The organism is Pedobacter chinensis, assembly GCF_003339865.1.
GTDB classification, from domain to species: domain Bacteria; phylum Bacteroidota; class Bacteroidia; order Sphingobacteriales; family Sphingobacteriaceae; genus Pedobacter; species Pedobacter chinensis.
The window spans coordinates 108,353-124,623 of the sequence record NZ_QPKV01000002.1 but is presented as its reverse complement, the minus strand read 5'-3'; the positions used below and the strand labels follow the sequence as shown (position 1 = coordinate 124,623).

Below are 16,271 nucleotides of genomic sequence, written 5' to 3'. Positions count from 1 at the left end.
TTGAATTCAAGTCAATGTTTTTCAATTACCATTAAGGATTAAGAAAATTAATCAGAGACTTAATTCTTAATGGTATATTTCTATATCGCCTGCTCTCTTGAAGCACAGTATATTTCAATACATCTCTAAATTAAAATGTGATCAGCAGCTTTAATAATTTCTTGTTTATCAACATTTATTAAACCAGGAACATATCCTAGTTTTTTTATCTTGGCATACTGCTGAATATATCTTTCAGTTTCACGGTTTTCATCGCCATTAAAAATAATACCTTTTATTTTTATGCCGTATTGGTTGAGCAAGTTGATTGATAACAGGGTATGGTTGATGCTCCCTAAATAATTTTGAGAAATTAAGATGACTTCGACCTCTAATTTTTTGATCAAATCAACAATTAAATCCCTCTCATTCAGTGGCACCATCAGCCCTCCGGCGCCTTCAATAATTAAATCGTTTTCAGTATCCGGAATAAGAATATCATTCAAATTAATTTCAATACCATCCAATCTTGCTGATAAATGTGGGGATAATGGTTGAGTTAATTGATAACTTTCTTGATGAATAATGGTTTTTGAATTGCTAATTAAGTCAGAAACTGTCATGCTATCGCTTTTTTCCAAATCTCCTGATTGAATTGGTTTCCAGTAATCGGCTTTCAATTTTTCGGTTAAAATTGCACTGATCAATGTTTTACCAATTCCAGTCCCTATTCCAGTTATAAAATATTTAGCCATTAATTTTAATTTCCTTTAGATTGTAAACCAATGATTTAATTTCTTCGTCAGTATTATACGTATGAAGGCAAATCCTTAGTCTTTCCTTGCCAACAGCAACTGTAGGACTTAATATTGCCCTCACATCAAAACCTTTATTCTGCAGAGTAATTGCCGCATTTTTGGTGTTTTCATTATTTGAGAATACCACGCCTTGAATAGTACTTTCGCTATCCAAAACATTAATATTACACTCAGAAACTTGTTTTTTAAATAAGGTAATTTTTTGATGAATCAGTTTTTGATCCATTTGTGGTAAAAGCTCATAAGCTGATTTTATGGATACAATATTATGAATAGGAGCAGCAGTGGTGTAAATAAATGATCTCGCAAAATTAATGAGGTAATGCCTTAAATTTTTACTGCCCAAAATAATAGCGCCATGACTACCTAGCGCTTTTCCAAATGTTACTATTCTTGCAAATACTCTATCTTCCAATTGATATTGATTAACCAACCCCTTACCCTGGTAGCCAAAAACACCTGTTGCATGGGCCTCATCAACAATTAAATTAGCCCGATATTTTTCGCAAAGTGAAGAAATTTCTTTCAAAGGAGACAAATCGCCATCCATGGAATAAACACTTTCCACAATAACGAAAATATTCCCCTTTGCAATTTTCAATTTGTTTTCCAGATCACTTAAATCATTATGAGCGAATTTGTATCGGGTAGCATAACTTAACCGGCATCCATCAATTATACTGGCGTGAATAAGCTCATCTGTGATTATGGTGTCACCCCGTTGCGGAATACTGGATAGTAAGCCAAGATTAGCATCGTAGCCAGAGTTAAATATCAGACCAGCTTCTGCATGGTGGAAGTTAGCGATGTATTCTTCAGTTTCTTCAGTAAATACTGTATTTCCACTCAGCAAACGCGAGCCACCAGATCCATTTTGATAAAAAGATAGTTGTTTTAAATTTTGATCTATGAGCTGCTTTAATTCATTCGATCTGGCAAAACCCAGATAATCATTAGAGGAGAAATCAAAAACTGGAAAGTGGGTAGAAAGGTTTCTTATCGATAGATTATCTTTTCGCTGCTGAAGTTTGTCATTAAGAAAATGCTCAATGTTGCTCATTGGTCAAAAATAAAGAAAGCGCTCCTAATAAAGGAACGCTTTCAAAAATATCGAATATTATTTAACCTTAAGTTTAATTTAGCCTTGTGCTGGTGGAGTTGACACGGCAGGGGCTTTGTCTTTTCTACCACCACGATCCCATCCTTTTCTCATTTTTCCTGCCTTTTCTTTGGCTTCAGCACGAAAAGCTTCCATTTTGGTCTTTTGCTCGGCAGTCAAAATCCCGTCAATCTTAGTTTTCTGCTCATCCATTGCTGCTTTACGCTCTTTCATTTTGCCTTTAATATCGCCTTTGTCAGCAGATCTCCAGGTATCTATTTTTTTTGCGTTCTCTAATTCAATGGCGTAAATTTTAGTTTTTTGATCGGCCGTTAAGCTTAATTGCTTTTCCAACCTTGCCGTTGCCTTTTCTGCCCTTTGTTCAGCAGTCATTTTTGGCATTGACTTTCTCATTCTTTTAGTAGTGTCTTGAGCAAATGCAGCACTTAAACCCATTACTGCAATCGCTATTGTTAAAATCGCTTTTTTCATGTCTATTTTTTTATGTGTTTGTTCTAATAGATAGGAGAAAAGCTAAACAGTTTAATCGCACATACGTTAAAAAGTGTTAATTTTTATTTAACTGCGAAATTGATTTCTGCATTTGCGCCATCATTTGTGTCAATGTTTCCATTGTTGGATCTGGTGCGGGTTCAGGCAGTGATGTAGATATATATGCTTTAGCTCTCCAAATTTCTAAAATATCATCAGCTGCAATAGTATAAGGATCATAAACTTTATTGTCTGAAATCAATTTCAAATCTTTATTTTCTTTAAAGCGATTTCCAGCTCTTTTGTAAACCACTCCTTCATTTTTGCTGATTATTATATAGGTTTCGCCTGTTTTTACCTCATTCCAGTTATCCAAATACTCACCTATAATTACGCTGCCCGGCTGAACTGGCAACATACTGTCACCCATAATCTCAAAAGCACGAAAAGTACCCTGCCTCAAGGCGGGAAGTGGAAGCTGAAATTTTGGAAGTTCGCTAATATATTGAGGATCGGAGAAACCATTCAGATACCCAGCACTTGCTTTAACCGGAACCAATTCAATATTTTCTCTGTCATTCTGATCTACAGAAATACTGAGCACTCTTAAATTAGAACCAGAGCTTTTTGGTTTGGGCTTCCAGCTATCTGTTATCTTTTCATTAATGAATTCATCAATGGTTAAATCGAAATATTCTGCTATTTTTTTTAGTAAATCATATTTTGGTTCAGCACGGTCTTCTTCATAAGCTCCGATAAGTGATCTCTTAATTTCCATAATATCAGCGAAATTCTGCTGTGTATGGCCTTTTTTCTTCCTGAGGTACTTTAAATTATTTGAAATATTCGACATAAAAATAAATTTTAAAATAAATTTGGAATTACTAAAATAGTTAGTAATTTTATGCTCATAAAGTTAGTAATATTATTTTGATTTGCAAGAGGGTATACTAAATAGTTTAGTTTTAATTTTTAATTCGTTTATTATGAAAAAGTTTGTTTACATCGTTACCGACAGAAATCGCACCAGCATGCACATAGGTATGAGTTCTGATTTAATTAAAACATTGGATTTTTATAAGCAGATGCCAAACTTATTTTTTGATAATGGAAAGCAGCTAACACGCTTAGTTTACTTTGAAGAGTTTAAAACTGAACCTCAGGCTCTGGCAAGATTTAAGGTTATCAGTCGTTTTACGCGTATGCAGAAAGAAAGACTGGTTAGATCTTGTAATCCGGATTGGATTGATTTGACTATTGGCTTAGACTTTGAAAATATTCTTTTACATAGAAATATGACGAATCAGGTAAAACTTGCTTTTACCAGTTTATCTTAAAAAATCAACATTGTCATTTGTGAATGGAAGGGATGAGTTGTGAGCAGGAGTGAAGCGATTTTTCTATACCGCTACTGGGGTTATGACATCAAAAAAGATCGCTTTGTCGTTCTTTATTTCAATGGCGTTTTGGAGATTGAACCACCTAAGATATTTAAGAACATCTTAGCTATCTGCCTTATATTTTTTTTATATGTATGGCAAAAACAGATTGTGAGGTAGAAAAAAACAATCATAATGATCAGACTGACGAAGTTCTCCAAGCCACAATTCAACCAAACTTCGTAAGTCAACATCGGCTACAATTTGCAAAAGTTTCAAGGGCCAATGGATCAGCAAAACTTCAATAGTTTGAAGCGCTCGTCATTGCGAACTGAAGCGGGACCTTGTGAAGTGGTGTGAAGCAATCTTTCTAGTATCGAAGATTATAGCAGCTAAAAGATTGCTTTGTCATTCTTTCTTTCAATGGTGTTTTGGTGATTGAACAACCTAAGATATTTAAGAACACCTTAGCTATCTGCTTTGTATTTTTTTTATATGTATGGCAAAGGCGGATTGTGAGGTAGTAAAAGACAATTAATGATGAGACTGACGAAGTTCTCCAAGCGCCACAATTCAACCAAACTTCGTAAGTCAACATCGGCTACAATTTGCAAAGTTTCAAGGGCCAATGGATCAGCAAACTTCAATAGTTTGAAACGCTCGTCATTGCGAACTGAAGCAGGACCTTGTGAAGTGGTGTGAAGCAATCTTTCTAGTATCGAAGATTATAGCAGCTAAATAGATCGCTTTGTCGTTCTTTATTTCAATGGCGTTTTAGGGATTGAACCACCTAAGATATTTAAGAACACCTTATATCTGCTTTGTATTTTTTTTTATATGTATGGCAAAAACAGATTGTGAGGTAGTAAAAAACAATTAATGATCAGACTGAGGAAGTTCTCCAAGCCACAATTCAACCAAACTTCGTAAGTCAACATCGGCTACAATTTGCAAAGTTTCAAGGGCCAATGGCTCAGCATAAATCAATAGTTTGGACGCTCGTCATTGGGAACTGAAGCGGGACCTTGTGAAGTGGTGTGAAGCAATCTTTCTAGTATCGAAGATTATAGCAGCTAAAAAGATCGCTTTGTCGTTCTTTCTTTCAATGGCGTTTTGGGGATTGAACCACCTAAGATATTTAAGAACACCTTAGCTATCTGCCTTATATTTTTTTTATATGTATGGCAAAAACAGATTGTGAGGTAGAAAAAAACAATCATAATGATCAGACTGACGAAGTTCTCCAAGCCACAATTCAACCAAACTTCGTAAGTCAACATCAGCTACAATTTGCAAAGTTTCAAGGGCCAATAGATCAGCAAAACTTCAATAGTTTGAATCGCTCGTCATTGCGAACTGAAGCAGGACCTTGTGAAGTGGTGTGAAGCAATCTTTCCAATGATGCAACTAAGAGCACTATAGCAAAATAGATAGCTTCGTCGTTCCTCCTTGCAATGACGAAAGTTCATTCTATCTTTATTAAAATGTTACTTATCTCATTTTTAGTTCTTCATAAGCACACATTACCATATTGATAACCACATTAAATAAACAACAAACTGCCTTTGATTAACCAAAGGCAATGACGGTTATTGATATGGTGGATCATTTGATTTCCTTCTGGTGAACACAAAAGAGGGCTTATGCTTAAAAACACACAATTAAAATCGTCCCATCGGGACGTATGCCAGGTAACTAAAGAGTTAACCAAATTGTTTCGTTCCATAGGAACGTTTGGTGGGTTTTCAAACACCCTCTAAACCGTGTGCCAAAGACAAGTCTCTTTAAGAATTGTTGTTAGCTTTTTTAAATGTGTACTTGCTCATTTCGTTGGTTTTCTTCTGAGCAATAAGCGAATGGAAACGCTTTTGCTCAGAAGAATTATTAAAAGCTCATTAACAAAATAAGCCTTTAATCTGCTTGTGTTTTATAATCCTTTACCATCCCGGAGCAAAGGTCAATCCGAAAACTCCACCTTTAACATCTTTACGTTGAAATGGAATAGCATAATAAGGCTCCAATACAAAGTATCCAAATATGTTTACTCTTAAAGAAACCCCAACGCTCATAGCAGGTACTCTCTCATTTGTCGATTGATAAGTAACTTGTCTTCCCTGGCTATCAAGAACCGGTTGTCCATTCGCATCGCGAACAACTTCTGTAGTATAAGTTGGTTCACTTTTAAACTTCACTTTTGTGTCATTCGTCCAGGCTAAACCAGCATCAAAAAATAAATTCAAATCGCTAAATAAGAATTTTGATGGAATTGCAGTTAGCTTCTTCGGCCCGGTAAAAGGTAACCTCAGTTCGAAATTAAAAACGGCTATTTTACTTCCGGTTAGCTGATTAATATCAAATGATTCTGATGATTGTGATGAAGTCGTTCTGTAAATCGAATTAGATTCATAGCCTCTGATCAGGTACGGATAGCCCACATACATTGGATATAATCGGTCGGCATCTTTTCCAATTCTAAATGTATTGTAAGATCTTGCTGCAATTGTTACTGGCTTTGCTCTCCAATATTTTCTTAAATCGACAGTAGCCCCGGCAAAATTGTATGTTCCAAAATATTTTTCACCACTAACTCTGTATCTAAAACCATCTAATGGACCAGTTAGGCCGAATATAGAGTTATCGCCAACAAAGCCCGCGTTTAACTGATAAAGGGTAAATGAATTGAAAGGAACTCCATAATCCAGTGTCGCCTGATCATTGGTGATCCTTTTTCTATCTGATCCAATGTAGTAACCAGCTGTATTATAATAGTTGCTGTAACGATCAATTCGATAACTATAATGCGAAAATGCACCTCCAACTTCAAACCGGTGAATCTTACTGAAAGGGTAGGCCCCAAAAAGTTGAACCTGATCCTCAAAAGTTCTAATGATATCTGTTCTTTCACTTAGGGCATCTATTGTTGTATTATTATCAGCAGGAAGCTTTTCATAACCATAAGAGCTAAAGCCTGAAACATAAGGGATATGAGAAATTGCTGCCCCCCAGTTAATTCTGCTTTTCTGGTTAATATAGCCCACCAAACCACCAGCATCATAAATTTCACCATTAACAGAAATATTAGCTATTATTTGATTGGTGCCTAAAATATCGCTGAACATTCCAACAATACCACCAGAAACACCGGTACCAAACCGACTAGTAGATACACCAACACCGCTATTGGCTAAATAATCTAACCTGAATTTTGGTTTGTAAGGAACAGTCTTCATCGAATCGGCAATAATTTTTTCAAACCGATCAAAGTTATTAAGGTTGGAATTAATAATGTTTACGCCATGGTTTTCCATCGGTGGTAAGATGGCCGCATCAAAATTCTCTTCCTGATTGCCTACTCTTTTAGCTTTAAAACTACTTAATTGGGCATTGTAAAGTGTATAGCGTTGATAACGATAATAACTATACACAATATCGTCAGTGGCTGAAACAGAAATTGCAGGAGAAAACTCTGTAATGCCACTAATACCTGTAAAATAATCAGTTAACTGATCAACGGTGTTATCTTCAAAATTGTACTTGTATAAATTTCGAAAACCATCTCTATTGGATAGAAAATAAATGTTTTGGCTATTCGCAGAAAATTGAGCGTTTAAGTTATTGGCACCTGGAAAAACATCCAGATTGCTTACCGTTTTGCTTGCAATATCATAAACGGCCAGGTTAATCGGATATACGGCATTGATGCTGTTTGCCTGAATGGCAGCTCTATCTGATGAGAAAACTATTTTTTTCCCATCTGGAGAATAACTTGGTGCATAGTCTGAATACACATCATTAGTGATTTGGGTAATTTCCTTAGTGTCCAGATTGTATGAAAAAATGTCACTCTGACCCTCAACCATTCCTGAAAATGCAATGTCTTTTCCATTTGGTGACCATGTTAAATTTCCAAATTGCTGCACCTGATCCATAGGTGTTCGAGAGACCGTACTGCCGTTTGCCACGTTAATAATCATCATTTGATTTCTGCCCCGACTAAAAATACTGAAAGCAAATTGTTTACTATCCGGTGACCATGCACCTGCAGATTCTATAAAGTTAAAATCGTCGATGTGCCCGTTTGAAATCTGACTACTTAGTTTCCTTATAATTCTTCCTGTTTTTGCATCTGCTAAAAAGAGGTCAATTCCAAAAAGGTCTTTTTCCGACATGAAAGCTACATATTTTCCATCTGGACTAAGGGCAGGGGCAACGTTCATATTCCCTGCATTCTTATTATCTATAATCTTGGTTCCGGTAATCCTGATTTGTGAACTATCTGCTTTTAACATGGGTTTATAATGCGCATCAATCGAATTTTTCCATAAACCAGATAACGTTTTGTCGTCATAGCCGAAGGTATATCTTATCGCATTTTCATAACCATATTTGGCTGTATTTTTAAATAACGGAACTATAGTGGTATCTCCATATTGTGAACCGATATAAGTCCAAAATGCTTGTCCGTATCGATATGGAAAGTATTTATTGGAATTAGTAAGATCTTTTAGCGAAGGAATATCTCTGTTAAGCATGGCATCACGCATCCACATAGAAGTAAATGCATCTTTTTTACCGATGGATAAGTATTCAGCCATTCCCTCAACCATCCATAACGGTGTTTGACCTATGTTTTCAAGACTAATGGAATCTTTTTCCAATAAAATGTGATATTGAAATGCATGTACCAATTCATGTCCTAAAACATGACGGGTTTGACTGTTCAACTCCATAACGGGCATAATTACCCTGTTTTTTAATGCTTCAGTTACACCGCCTGTTCCAATTCCAATTTCTCCCTGAAGTGCCGTTGTTTGTTGAAAATCTGGATGGTTATTATATAGAATAATTGGATTCTTAGTTAAAAAAGTATCTCTAAACACTTCCTGGTGCATTTTATACCAGGTTTCCGCATCCTGAGAGAACCGTTTAAGCATATTATCATTTTTTAGATAATAATAAATTTCAAAATGCGGTGTTTGCAAAACTTTAAAATCAAGTTTTTTATACCTGACTTTGTTTTGCCCGAAATATTGAGCCTGCGCAGAAAAAGAAATAATAAGCAAAAGCAATATAGTAAGGTATTGCCTGGTAAGTGTAGCGCCTATTTTCATATATGTGTGGTTAGTAATTGTTTTCAATAATTTGCAAATTAAAATGTACAGGATTTTGAAAAATAAAAATAGCAATACTTTAAAACACTATTTAAAATTTAACACTTTTTAGAGGAATTAAATCGGGAATACGTAGTAAACACGATTATTTCAGTGTCTTAATTTAATTGCCATTATTTTCATTCTTTTTCCTTTCACGTTCTTCTTGTCTTTGTTTTCTCCTCAACTCACGCTCTTCTTTTTTTGTTAAAGGCACAGTAGGAGTTTGTTGATTTTGAATCGGTTCTGGTTTCTTTTCTTCTTTTTTAACTTCTTGTTCGGTTGGAGTTACTGGTTGTGCTATTTCAGGAATCTCAGGAATTTCAAAATCCATTGAATCTACAATTACACTATCGGTAGAAGTTGTATCGCGAATAATTTGCGGACTCGGACAGTTATAGGGCCTGTCGATATTAACAGTTGCTTTTGGAAATGGGCCGTAGGTATATCCCGAAGAAGGATCTAAATATATTTTCTCCATAAATTTAGCAAAAATCGGCAAGGCGGTTCTCGATCCCTCGCCTTGTTCTCCATTTTTAAAATGAGCAGTTCTTTCATCACAACCTACCCAAACCCCGGTTACAAGGTCTTTGGTAAGCCCCATATACCAGGCATCAACATAATCTGAAGAAGTTCCTGTTTTACCACCAATCTGGTTGTTTTTCTTAAAAAGATTTGGCCATTCCCATAATGCCTGTGATGTTCCTCCAGGTTCTTCCATTCCACCGCGAAACATGTAGGTCATTAACCAGGCAATCTCTTCTGAGAGAACTCTTTTGGTTTTAGGTTTAAATTCGTCAATGATGTTATTATCCTGATCGGTAATTTTTTCTACCAGAATAGGATCTGTTTTTATCCCTTTATTCATAAAGGTAGAGTAGGCTTTAACCATCTCATAAACTGTCACGTCATTAGAGCCGAGGCTAACAGATGGAACTGATTCCAAATGACTATCAATGCCACATTCATGGGCGTATTTTACCACATTGTCCCAACCTACCTTTTCAGTAAGCTGAGCCGTAATGGTGTTTACTGATTTGGCCATTGCCCAGCGCAAACTCATTTCACGATAAGAAACACTATAATCAGCATTTTTGGGTTCCCAATATTTGGTTTCGCCTTTGTTTTGATATTCAATCTTTACAGGTTTATCTATAAATTTATCACAAGGACTCATTCCTTGCTCTAATGCGGTAAGATAAGCGAAAGGCTTAAATGTTGAACCTGCCTGGCGTTTTGCCTGATTTACATGGTCATATTTAAAAAACTTGTGGTCAATCCCACCAACCCATACTTTAATTTTTCCACTGGCGGGTTCCATTGTCATCATGCCAGTGTTCAATATTTTTCCATAATAACGAATAGAATCTAATGTAGAAAATAGGGTATCGCGATCTCCTTTATAAGTAAAAATCTGCATCCTTTTCTTCTTATTAAAATAAGCAGTAATTGAATCTGGATTATTAGGGAATTTTTTTTGAAGTAAACCATATATCGGCAAATTTTTCATTGCCCGGTCTGGGTAATTTACTTTTTTCTTTTCAGAATCGTACCAGGGATCTTCATTGCCCCAAACACTATAAAATCGACGTTGCAATGTTTTCATTTGATCAGCAACAGCCTCTTCCGCGTATTTTTGAAGTTTTGAATCGATGGTTGTATATATTTTCAATCCATCTTCATATAAGTCATAACCGTTATCCGTACACCATTTCTCTAAATATTTAGCAACAGCTGCCCTTAAGTAAGAGTCGCCATCACTTCCATCCTCCATTTTTCCTTCTTTTAATTTAATCGGTTCCTTCGAAAGAATGGTTAGGCTGTCTTTACTCAAATATTTGTATTTATTCATTTGACTTAATACAACATTTCTGCGTTCCAAAGCTTTTTCAGGATTTTTGGTAGGATTATATAGTGTTGTTCCTTTAAGCATTCCAACAAGCATTGCTGCATCAGCCGTTTCAAGGTCTTTAGTCTCTTTATCGAAGTAAATTCGACTCGCAGTTTTTATTCCATAAGTGTTATTTCCAAACGATACCGTATTTAAATACATGGTTATAATATCGTTTTTAGAATAATTAGATTCCAGTTTAACAGCTGTTAACCACTCCTTAAGCTTTACAATTAAGGTTCTTACCAACGGAATTTTAACTAATAAACCCTGAGATTTGTTGTATCGTGTTCTATATAAATTTTTTGCTAATTGTTGGGTAATGGTACTGGCCCCACCATCTTTACCTAAGCCAATAACAGCACGGCCCACTGCCTGTACATCAATTCCCCAATGCTTGTAAAACCTAACGTCTTCCGTAGCTACTAAAGCATTAATTACACCAGGCGCAATCTCGTTAAAACTAACAGGCGTACGGTTCTCTTTAAAGTAACGACCAATTAATTTTCCATCAGATGTATACAATTCTGAGCCTACTCTCAGGGTTGGTGTTTGAATATCTCTGTAGCTGGGAGAATAACCAAACAACCATAAAAAATTGAGTTGAAGTGCAGAAAAGAAAATTATTATAAAAAATAAAACTATTGTAAAATAACGTAAGTACTTGTTTTTTATCTCTTTGAACATATTAAATGAGCTGATGTTTTGGTAAATGCTGTAGGCGTTAAATATAAAAAACTCTATACGTAAATTAACGTATTTAATTTACTAATTTTTTAGTACTATATTTAAAATATTGATGCCGTAATTAATCTAACAACAATGCATAAGTATGAAAAACGAATTTAAGGAGCTAATTGTACAGGGCGATAAAAAATTTTCTATTAAAGGTGCCAAAACTGATTTCACAGGTGGATATAATAAGGAGAAAGCAAAAGACGCATTAGTGCAAGCTAAAATAAAGATCAGCAATTTACAGGAAAAGCTGTATGCCTCTGCAACCCATTCACTATTGATTATTTTTCAGGCAATGGATGCAGCAGGTAAGGATAGTGCCATAGAACATGTAATGAGTGGATTAAATCCTCAGGGCTGCCAGGTATTTAGTTTTAAAGTTCCTACTTCTGAAGAGTATAAGCATGATTTTTTGTGGCGACACTTTAAGGCGCTACCCGAACGTGGCCGAATCGGAATTCATAACCGGTCACATTATGAAAATGTGTTGGTTTGCAAAGTACATCCGGAATACATTTTAAGTGAAAACATACCTGGCTTTGATGAGGTAAAAAAAATTAATAAAGATTTTTGGAAACAACGTTATCAAAGCATCCGGAATTTTGAAGAACATTTAACCGCCAACGGAACCGTTATTCTTAAATTCTTTTTAAACGTGAGTAAGGATGAGCAGAAACAACGTTTTTTAGATCGGGTAGAGGACCCGGCAAAAAACTGGAAATTCTCATTAGGAGATGTTAAAGAAAGAGCTTTATGGGATAAGTACATGAAAGCTTATGAAGATGCCATTAACGAAACCAGCACAAAAAACGCTCCCTGGCATATTATTCCGGCAGATAAAAAATGGTTTGCCAGATTAGCGATTAGTGAAATTATCGCTGATAAATTAGAAAGCCTGAATTTAAAATTCCCGGTTTTGGATAAAGCAGAACGTGATAAATTACTGGAAACCAAAACATTATTATTGAGCGAGTAGAGTTTTTTGAAAGGATTGCTGAAACTTAAAAACCATGCATAAATGGCCGTCATCCTGACCTGTAGCGAAGCGGAAAGCTACGAAGTAATTTATTTAAGGACCTTTTAATGGTATAAGCGCCTGGCGCAAAAGATGCTAAAACAAGCTCAGCAAGATGTGGCGGCATAACACTTATCTGTAATTCATTTCAAACTTACTTAAATCAGGTTTTCTTTTTTTACGATTTAATTCAAACTCATAAATGGTTCTGCCCAGGTTTTTCATAAATGGATAACATACGGTTTCATACTCATATTTGTTGTCATTGAAGATTCCGTCTTCATTGCTCTGTACAACTGCGGTAAGAAAATATTCTATTCCATTTTTAAAATCTACAAAGTATGAGTTATCAATAATATAACCGTAACTATCACCGTATTTATTAAATATTCTAATATTTGAATCAGGAACAACATTTTTCTCTCTGCCATAATAAAGCATCTTGGCATAAGTTGGCCAAAATTCTTTTGCATCATATTTTGGGTAATCACTTTCTGTTGGATACTTGCTCATATAAGTATAAATCAACTTGTAATCATCGGCAGTAAGATTAAATCTTTCGTTTGCAGGGAAGGCTTCCGGAAAAATAAGTTTTTGCATCAAATGATGCTGATCATTAATGGCAAATGCATTTTTGTTTGCTAAGCTGAAAGGTTTGTTCACTAATTTGTCTGCGCTATCCAGATAACCTTTGCCCATAACCAGGTTGGTCAATTCCAGATTGTACTCTTTTGGATCATATTGAGCTTTTTGATCGTAAACCAAGTGATCATCATTATAAAACCGGATGGGATTAGTGTGTTTTGCAGTTTCGCCGGCATCGCCAATGGCCAACCGGTTCAATATCCTGCTATCTTTAAAACCATACTTTTTCAATTTCTCGTTGATTTCCGAACGACCTATAAATTCAAATAATCTGTTAAATGCATCATTGTCACTGGTAAGCAAAATCTTCTTAATGTAATGTGCTACTGATGGTAAGCCATTTTTAGCACTTGTATCCGTTAAAACCCTGGTTTGTCCTTTGTAGGCACTGTCGGTAATCATTGTGCTCTTTGTCGTTAAACCTGTACTTCTTAATCGATTAACTTTCTCCAATGCAAATATTACTGCCGCAAGTTTTACTGTACTGGCCGGATAGAAATAATGATGAGGATCTAAATGGTAACTATAACTCTTAAAACTTGGTTTGTTTTGGGCATTGCGGGTAATTTGGGTGTATAAAATCTGGATCTGGTTCTGCTCTGGATGATTGAGGACAGAACCAAATAATTCTGGCTTTGATTCCATCAGCTTCTTTAGGAACGTTGTATCAGTTTTTTGCGCCATTAAGGAAAAACTATTCATTAAAAAGAGTAGAGATAACAGGGTTCTCATTATTTTGGATTTGATTTTTAAAGTTAAACTTTTGAATTAAAAAAGTAGTTTCTCATCATTCATTTTACAACTTGCTTTATTTTACTAATTTTGCCACGCTTTGGTTTTCGTGTTGCCACGAAATTAAAAGGGAATTTGGTGTAATTCCAAAACTGTCCCGCAGCTGTAAGCTCTATATTGATTTTTAAATCTATGCCACTGTTCAATCTGGTTCGAATGGGAAGGCTAAAAATCGGGAGTAAGTCAGAAGACCTGCCTTAGCGTATAATTTCATAGCTTTCGGGGATTGAAGCTTGGATTGAGATACTTAGCGTGTTCGTATTTTCATTTCCTTTTCTATCTGTTGGCTGTGAGCAAAACTCACAATCAAATGAACAAAACAAAAATTTTAATTGCCGCAGGTCTAGGACTTGTGCAATTATCGATTAATCAATCAGCTAAAGCACAAGATACCTTAAAGCTTAAGGATGTTGTAATTTCTGCTACTAAAAATGACCAAAAACAGTCGCAAACTGGTAAAGTGGTAAGCATTATCAGTCGCGAAACTTTAGAGCGTAGCCACGGAAAATCTTTGCCAGAGCTAATTAGTGAACAAGTAGGCATCATCGTTGCAGGTTCGGGTAGTAATCCGGGGGTAAATAAATCTGTATTTTTCAGAGGTGCCGGAAGTGCTTACGCTGTGGTGCTAATTGATGGCATTGTTCAAAATGATCCATCAGGAAACGGTGGCGCATTTGATTTGCGGTTGTTTTCTATTGACCAGATTGATCATATCGAAATTTTACGTGGTGGTCAATCTACAATCTATGGTTCTGATGCAATTGCCGGTGTGATCAATATCATTACCAAAAAAGGTGGGCCAAAAGGTAATACAATATATGGCGTGGCCAGCGCCGGTAGTTACGAAACCTATAAAGGTACTATCGGGTTAAACGGCAGTGTAGATGGATTTACTTATAATGTTAATTATACTCACCATAAAACTGATGGTATATCTGAGGCTGCAAATCCGGCCGGCAATTCAGATGAATTTGATAAAGATGGCTTCAAAACAGATGGAGTTAATGCCAGTTTTGGGATAAAATTAGATCAACACTTTTCTGTTAATCCCTTTATCCGGTATTTTGAAGGTAACTATAAAATTGATGAAGGTGCATTTACAGATGGCATTGCCGCAAATCATTCCATTGTTAAAAATTTTAGCGGTGGTGTAAATTCAAAATATGAATTCGGTACAGGTAAAATCAATTTAAATTATAGCTACCAAACCAGTTCAAATAACACGCTTGGCAGTTATGCAGGTTTTCCGTATGAAAGTATAGGATCTGGCAGAATCAGTTTGCTTGATTTATTTTATAATCAAAAATTAGGAAACAAACTTGATTTATTAGTTGGCATAGATAACAGGGTTATGAAACTTTCTTCTGGTGCAAATAAGCCAGAAACCAACATCTTTGCGGCATATGGCTCATTATTTCTGCATGATTTAAGCGTGTTTAACTTAGAAGTTGGCGGCCGTTACAACAAGCATGAGCAATATGGCGAAAATTATACCTATACGATTACACCTAGTATTAATGTGATTAAGGAATTAAAATTATTTGGAACAGTGTCTACTGCATTTAAAATCCCTACACTTAGTATGTTATTTGGGCAATATGGAGCTAATTTAAATTTAAAACCAGAGCAATCACAAAACTATGAAGCAGGTTTTAATTTAAGCCTTGCAGATGATCGGTTTTCTTTACGCGGGGCTGCTTTTAAAAGAGACCTAACAGATGCCATTATTTATGATTTTGCTGTTGGTTATATTAATCAGGAAAGTCAAAAGGTAAAAGGTTTTGAAATTGAGCCTGCAATAAAAATTTGGAAGTTGAATATTAACGGTTATTATTCTTTTACTGATGGTAATGAATATAATAGTATCAATAACAAGGTAGAAGATTTTCTTTTTAGAAGACCAAAACATGCCTTCGGTATTACAACCGGAATCCAGGCGACTGACAATTTATACCTCAGTGCAAATTATAGATATTTTGGCGAGCGTACTGATGGTAATTTTGCAAATTATTTAGTAGAAACCTTACCAGGTTACAAGTTGTTTAATGCTTACGCTGAATATTCATTAGCTAAAAAGAACGTTAAAATTTTCTTCGATGCCAAGAATATACTGAACGAAAAATACAATGAAATTATAGGTTACAATAGTTTAGGTTTCAATTTTAATGCAGGTGTGAGTTTTAATATCCGCTAAGAAAAATATAACTTTGCACTAAAGGTAAAAGATGTATGGTAAAAAGGATTACAGTTTTTCAAATTTAAAACTTAAAATCTCA

10 protein-coding genes and 1 riboswitch are annotated in these 16,271 nt (G+C 35.4%); of the genes, 3 read left to right on the top strand and 7 right to left on the bottom strand.

Features of this window, described 5'->3' with window-relative positions; all coding sequences use genetic code 11:
* Window positions 1–125 precede the first annotated feature (125 nt).
* From bioD to DU508_RS01730, 4 genes are all read right to left on the bottom strand, one after another.
* Window positions 126–734, bottom strand: a complete 609-nt coding sequence (gene bioD / locus DU508_RS01745; RefSeq protein WP_115401132.1) for a dethiobiotin synthase — start codon at window positions 732–734, stop codon at window positions 126–128.
* Complete coding sequence (locus DU508_RS01740) at window positions 727–1,857, bottom strand: aminotransferase class I/II-fold pyridoxal phosphate-dependent enzyme (protein WP_115401131.1); 1,131 nt, start codon at window positions 1,855–1,857, stop codon at window positions 727–729. Before DU508_RS01740 ends, bioD begins: the two co-directional genes overlap by 8 nt.
* 78 nt (window positions 1,858–1,935) lie before the next feature.
* On the bottom strand, window positions 1,936–2,388 hold the full coding sequence (locus DU508_RS01735; RefSeq protein ID WP_115401130.1) for a hypothetical protein: 453 nt from the start codon (window positions 2,386–2,388) through the stop codon (window positions 1,936–1,938).
* Window positions 2,389–2,464: 76 nt separating this feature from the next.
* Entirely contained in the window at window positions 2,465–3,241 is a 777-nt protein-coding gene (locus tag DU508_RS01730; protein ID WP_115401129.1) for an XRE family transcriptional regulator, read from the bottom strand.
* Window positions 3,242–3,374: 133 nt separating this feature from the next.
* On the opposite strand from DU508_RS01730, the gene DU508_RS01725 reads away from it, so the two are divergent.
* Entirely contained in the window at window positions 3,375–3,725 is a 351-nt protein-coding gene (locus tag DU508_RS01725) for a GIY-YIG nuclease family protein (protein ID WP_115401128.1), read from the top strand.
* 1,979 nt (window positions 3,726–5,704) lie between these two features.
* On the opposite strand, the gene DU508_RS01715 is transcribed toward DU508_RS01725, so the two are convergent.
* Together DU508_RS01715 and DU508_RS01710 are read right to left on the bottom strand one after the other, a co-directional pair.
* Window positions 5,705–8,878 carry a peptidase MA family metallohydrolase gene (locus tag DU508_RS01715; RefSeq protein ID WP_115401126.1) on the bottom strand — a complete coding sequence of 1,058 codons (3,174 nt, stop codon included), beginning with the start codon at window positions 8,876–8,878 and terminating at the stop codon, window positions 5,705–5,707.
* 163 nt (window positions 8,879–9,041) lie between these two features.
* On the bottom strand, window positions 9,042–11,495 hold the full coding sequence (locus tag DU508_RS01710; protein ID WP_115401125.1) for a transglycosylase domain-containing protein: 2,454 nt from the start codon (window positions 11,493–11,495) through the stop codon (window positions 9,042–9,044).
* Between the two features lie 145 nt (window positions 11,496–11,640).
* On the opposite strand from DU508_RS01710, the gene DU508_RS01705 reads away from it, so the two are divergent.
* Complete coding sequence (locus tag DU508_RS01705) at window positions 11,641–12,519, top strand: polyphosphate kinase 2 family protein (protein ID WP_115401124.1); 879 nt, start codon at window positions 11,641–11,643, stop codon at window positions 12,517–12,519.
* Between the two features lie 171 nt (window positions 12,520–12,690).
* On the opposite strand, the gene DU508_RS01700 is transcribed toward DU508_RS01705, so the two are convergent.
* Window positions 12,691–13,935, bottom strand: coding sequence for a serine hydrolase (locus DU508_RS01700; protein WP_115401123.1), 1,245 nt, complete (start codon window positions 13,933–13,935; stop codon window positions 12,691–12,693).
* Window positions 13,936–14,019: 84 nt separating this feature from the next.
* A riboswitch (cobalamin riboswitch) is annotated at window positions 14,020–14,209 on the top strand.
* A gap of 96 nt (window positions 14,210–14,305) precedes the next feature.
* Between DU508_RS01700 and DU508_RS01695 the strand changes: the two genes are divergently transcribed.
* Window positions 14,306–16,189, top strand: coding sequence for a TonB-dependent receptor plug domain-containing protein (locus DU508_RS01695; protein WP_115401122.1), 1,884 nt, complete (start codon window positions 14,306–14,308; stop codon window positions 16,187–16,189).
* The last annotated feature ends 82 nt before the right edge of the window (window positions 16,190–16,271 follow it).